This is a genomic window from Streptomyces sp. NPDC002265, assembly GCF_040296125.1.
In the GTDB taxonomy this organism is placed as follows: Bacteria; Actinomycetota; Actinomycetes; order Streptomycetales; family Streptomycetaceae; genus Streptomyces.
In genome coordinates, this window is record NZ_JBEOWS010000581.1 from 1 (window position 1) to 3,500 (window position 3,500).

A 3,500-nucleotide genomic window follows, 5' to 3' on the forward strand; every position below is an offset into this window, starting at 1 on the left:
CTCAACTCCCTCGCCGACTACCTCACCAAGGTCGGAACCACCGGCCAGAAAACAGAGCAGAACTAACCCTCAGGATTTCTGGCGCATCACACTAGCTGGTACCGCAAAGTCGGCCACGACGACGATGCCCGCTGTGTGCTCGTGGTCAAGCAGCGCCATCGGCGTCAGGCTCTGCCGCCGGCCGTGCTGGTGTGGGGGCAGGACCAGGGACATACGCCACCGCCGTCGCGCGCGACAGTGAAGGTCCATCTCAGGCCCTGCTCCATATGCATGTACATATCTACATGCAGAATCATCAGCCACATGATCCGGGAAGGGTAGAAATCTACCCTTCGAAGGAGACCTCGTGGAGGTTGGGCTGATCAATGGCCTTCCCGGCCATCCGCTCTTTGTGCACGGTGCGGTGGTGCTGGCCCCGCTGACGGCGCTGGCGCTCGTGGTCTGTGCGCTGTGGTCCTCGGCGGCGCGCAGGCTCGGCTGGGTGTTGCCGGCGCTGGGGCTGGTCACTCTTGTCCTGGTGGTGCTGACCACCGAATCCGGCGAGTGGCTGGAGGAGCATGTACAGGAGACTTCGCTGGTGGAAGAGCATGCGGAGATGGGCTCTGGTCTCACTGCGTGGGTGATCGCCCTGTTTGTCCTGACGGTCGCCGTCTGGCTGCTCAACCGTGCGGGCTCCCGCTGGCAGCGTGAGCGCGGAGGTGCGGGCGGGAGCTCCGGCGATGGTGGGGCGTCCGCCGTGGTCCGGTGGGCTGCTTCCGTTCCGGTGCGCGCGGCGGTGCTGGTGCTCGCTCTGGTCGTGGCTGTTGGTGCTGCCGTGGAGGTGTACCGGATCGGGGAGTCGGGTGCGAAGGCGGTCTGGCACGGCCGGTTCTCGACGAGCGGGACCGGCGCTGGGGGGTGACTCGGCAGCCGTGTCCCAGGCAGCCTGGTGGCACATGGGGGAGCTTGACCGGCCGGGCGTTCTCGCCTTGTGTCCGGCCGGTCTCGCGGTTCGGCCGGGAATCAGCGCAGCTGGTTGAGTGCCTGCTGGAAGGCGGCTGAGTGCTTGGCCTCGTCGGCGGCAGTGTCGCGGAAGTAGGTGGCGGCGGCGGTGTCACCGACGGCTGTGGCTCGGCTGGCGAATCCCGGGTACAGGGTGGTCGCTTCGTTGTGTTCTCCGGTGATGGCCTTGCTCAGGTTCGCCTTCGTCGTGCGGACGAGGCCGGCCAGGACCGCTTCGCCTGCGAAGTGCTCGTGCAGCTCGACCCCGGCGGTGCCCTCGAAGAGTCGGGCCAGTGCGGGGTTTCCCGTCCGCCGTGCCTGGGCGGCATAGAGCATGTACTTGGCGTGGGCGAGTGCCTCGCCGTGCATGGCGGTGTCGAGGTTGGTCCGGGTGCGGGTGGCCTTGACCTTCGGAAGTCCCGCGGGGACCGAGACCGTCTTGGCCGTCGGCGGTGCGGGGATGGTGCCGTGTCCGGTGGTCACCGCTGTCAGCGCAGTGCGGTAGGCGTCGCGGTGGCGGCCCTCGTCCGCGGCGATCTCGGTGAACAGCTCGGCGGCTGCGAGGTCCCCGTCCGCGCGGGCCTGGCTGGCGAAGCGGCGGTACATGACCTGGTGCTCGTACGTCTCGCCGTTGATGGCCTGGCGCAGGTTGGCCGCGTTCGTGCCGACCGTGCCGGCGAGCGTGGCCGCCTCGCGCAGGTGCTCGTTCAGCTCCGTCTGCGCCGTGCTGCGAAAGAGCTTGCCGACTGCCGGCAGGCCCTGGCGGTCGGCCTCGGCGGCGAAGAGGCTGTAGGCGGCGTAGGCGTACGCCTCACCCTTCATGCCGGTGGCCAGGTCGGCGAGCGTCTGTGCGCGGAGAGCACGGGCGGCGGTGTGCGGCGCCGGGGACGGTGGACCCCCGGCCGGGGCCAAGGCCAGAGCCGGGACTGCCGGCGCCACCGCGGCCAGGGCGCACAGACTCACTGCGAACGTACGTGTCGAATGGCGGAACACGATGTCCTCCTTCCGGGGCGCACCCGTCCGGGTGCGCACGCCTCGACCCATGCCACCCGCACGTGCACACCACCGCCCCTTCACACCACCCATCCGAGTGAATGCAGAGAGTAGTTTCGGGTCCGGCGCCAGCGGCTAGTGAGACGGCTACCGACTCCGGCCTGCAGGGGTGAGGCTGGAACGTCGAGGGCCAGGCGGGCGGCGTCCTCGGCTGCCCGGCGCGGGCCGGGAACCACGGCGGACAGCGGCAGTTCCAGACGCTTGTCCATGTCCAGACGGAACGTGCCGTACGGGTTCATGTTCGACCAGAACAGGGCGGCCCGAGCGCGCCGGTCCCCTGCGGTGAACCTCTCCGCCCACTCCGGCTCGGTCAGGACCTCAGGACCTGTTGCAGCAGCCGGGCGTTGACGTGCACCAGCGCGGACTGGAGGCACATGCCCGTGGGGAGTGGACCGTGACTGGGTCCAGGAGGTACCCGCGACGGCCCGCCTGCTGGCCGCACGCTTCTGACCCGCCGCTCACGCTGGTCCTGCGGCGCGGTCGCCGGGTGCCGCTCGAAGCGACCGGCGGCCTGGAGACGGTGGCCGTGCGGGTGCCCGACCATCCCGTGGCACTCGCGTTGCTGTCGGCCTTCGGCGGCGGTGTCACGGCCCCGTCCGCCAACCGCTTCGGCTCGGTGAGCCGCACGACCGCGGACGACGTCCGTGCGGAGCTCGGCGACGCCGTCGACTTCGTGCTGGACGGCGGCCCCTGCGAGGTCGGTGTCGAGTCGACCATCGTCGACGCCACCAGCGAGATCCCCACCATCCTGCGGCCGGGCGGGGTGACGCGCGAGGACCTCGAAGCGGTGCTGGTGCGTCGGGCCGAGGAGATCTTTGAGGAGAACACCCGGCTGCTGGCCAACCCGCTCGCCTCACCCGAGGACATTGAGGACCTGGACGGCTGGACCCTGCACAGGCTGTGGCACTCCGCGTTCACGCACGACGCGGAGGGCGACACCTCCACCCCGATGCTGCTGGCCCGCTCCCGCCACGCCTCTGTCCGCTCCCTGGAGCGGTACGCCCACCCCGGCGTTTGAACTAGGTTGACTCGGTGGCTGCCTGCCAGAAGATACAAGATCAACCATTGGCGACTTCCGGGCTCACCAGTTCGTCTCCCCGTCTTGGGGCGCCCCTCAAGCGGACCCGCTGGGATCCAGCTCGCTGCCCGTTCGCACCGGCCACGCAGCCCGCCGGGCGAGGGGCGGGAGTCCGCATGCCTGCAGCACCGCCGGTGCCACCGTGGACGGGTCTCCGCTGGCCACCCACTGGAAGCGGGCCACCATCATCATGTCGGTCGTGTCCATTGTTTTGGTGTAGCCGATCAATCGGCGGTTGTGTTGGTGGTGTTGGGTAGTGCGGGGGCACTTTCGGGGAGCTCGGCGGAGTAGAACTGGTCCATGCTGCCTTCGGGAAGGTAGCGGCGGGGGAAGGCGATCCACTCGTCGTGCATTTCGAAGAGCACGGCGGTGACCAGCCGTAGCAGTG

3 protein-coding genes and 1 pseudogene are annotated in these 3,500 nt (G+C 69.3%); 2 read left to right on the plus strand and 2 right to left on the minus strand.

Annotation, left to right across the window (positions count from 1 at the left end; translation table 11 throughout):
* Positions 1-346: 346 nt before the first annotated feature.
* Positions 347-901, plus strand: coding sequence for a DUF2231 domain-containing protein (locus ABT085_RS45090; RefSeq protein WP_351622689.1), 555 nt, complete (start codon positions 347-349; stop codon positions 899-901).
* Between the two features lie 101 nt (positions 902-1,002).
* Here ABT085_RS45090 and ABT085_RS45095 read toward each other — a convergent pair whose 3' ends face one another.
* Positions 1,003-1,974: a ferritin family protein gene (locus ABT085_RS45095; protein WP_351622691.1), complete on the minus strand. Its 972-nt coding sequence runs from the start codon at positions 1,972-1,974 to the stop codon at positions 1,003-1,005.
* A 456-nt stretch (positions 1,975-2,430) separates the two neighbouring features.
* On the opposite strand from ABT085_RS45095, the pseudogene ABT085_RS45100 reads away from it, so the two are divergent.
* A pseudogene (locus tag ABT085_RS45100) lies at positions 2,431-3,052 on the plus strand (L-threonylcarbamoyladenylate synthase); the annotation flags it as partial.
* 96 nt (positions 3,053-3,148) lie between these two features.
* Here ABT085_RS45100 and ABT085_RS45105 read toward each other — a convergent pair.
* Entirely contained in the window at positions 3,149-3,319 is a 171-nt protein-coding gene (locus ABT085_RS45105; RefSeq protein WP_351622694.1) for a hypothetical protein, read from the minus strand.
* Positions 3,320-3,500 lie beyond the last annotated feature (181 nt).